Consider the following 869-nt stretch of genomic DNA (forward strand, 5'->3'; position numbering starts at 1 on the left):
TCCCCGGGGACGCCTGCCTCAACCTCAACGTCTGGACGCCCGCGCCCGACGACGGCGCCCGGCCGGTCATGGTGTGGATCCACGGAGGAGCCCTGCGCAACGGCTCCTCCGCCGTCCCGACCTACGACGGCCGCACCTTCGCCCGCGACGGCGTCGTCCTGGTCTCCCTCAACTACCGCCTCGGCATCGAGGGGTTCGGCATCTTCCCCGACGCCCCCGCCAACCTCGGCCTGCGCGACCAGCTCGCCGCGCTCACCTGGGTACGGGACAACATCCGCGCCTTCGGCGGCGACCCCGGCGACGTCACCGTGTTCGGCGAGTCGGCCGGTGCCATCAGCATCGGCGCCCTGCTGGCCAGCCCCCGGGCCAACGGCCTGTTCCGGCGGGCCGTCCTCCAGAGCGGCGCGCCCTCCGCCCTGCCGCCGGACCAGGCCCGCCGCACCACCGAGGCCATCGCCAAACACCTCGACGTACCGGCCACCGCCCAGGCCTTCCGCCGCGTCGACCGCGCCCGTCTCCTGGCCGCGCAGCGGGCCGCCACCGCCGGAGGCACACCGCTGACCGGCGGCAACAGCTTCAGCCTCGTCATCGACGGCGACCTCCTGCCCCAGGACCCCGCCGCCGCCCTGGCCGAGGGTGCCGCCGACGGCATCGACGTACTGCTGGGAGCCAATGCCGACGAGTACCGGCTGTGGTTCGTGCCCAGCGGCCTCGTCGACCGCGTCACCCGAGTCGCCCTGTGGGCCGCCGTGGGCAAGAGCCGCGCGCCCTGGCGCGCGCCACGCCTCTACCGCGCCACCCGGCCGAATGCGTCACCGGGTGAGATCTTGGGAGCGATGGTCACCGACAGAGTGCTGCGCGTCCCCTTC

General features: G+C 74.5%; 1 protein-coding gene. It reads left to right on the plus strand.

What is annotated here, in order from left to right:
- A partial coding sequence (locus AB8Z36_RS41305) for a carboxylesterase family protein (RefSeq protein WP_369218472.1) occupies nucleotides 1-869 on the plus strand: 869 nt, incomplete at both ends.

This window comes from Streptomyces flavofungini (assembly GCF_041028215.1).
Taxonomy (GTDB): domain Bacteria; phylum Actinomycetota; class Actinomycetes; order Streptomycetales; family Streptomycetaceae; genus Streptomyces; species Streptomyces flavofungini_B.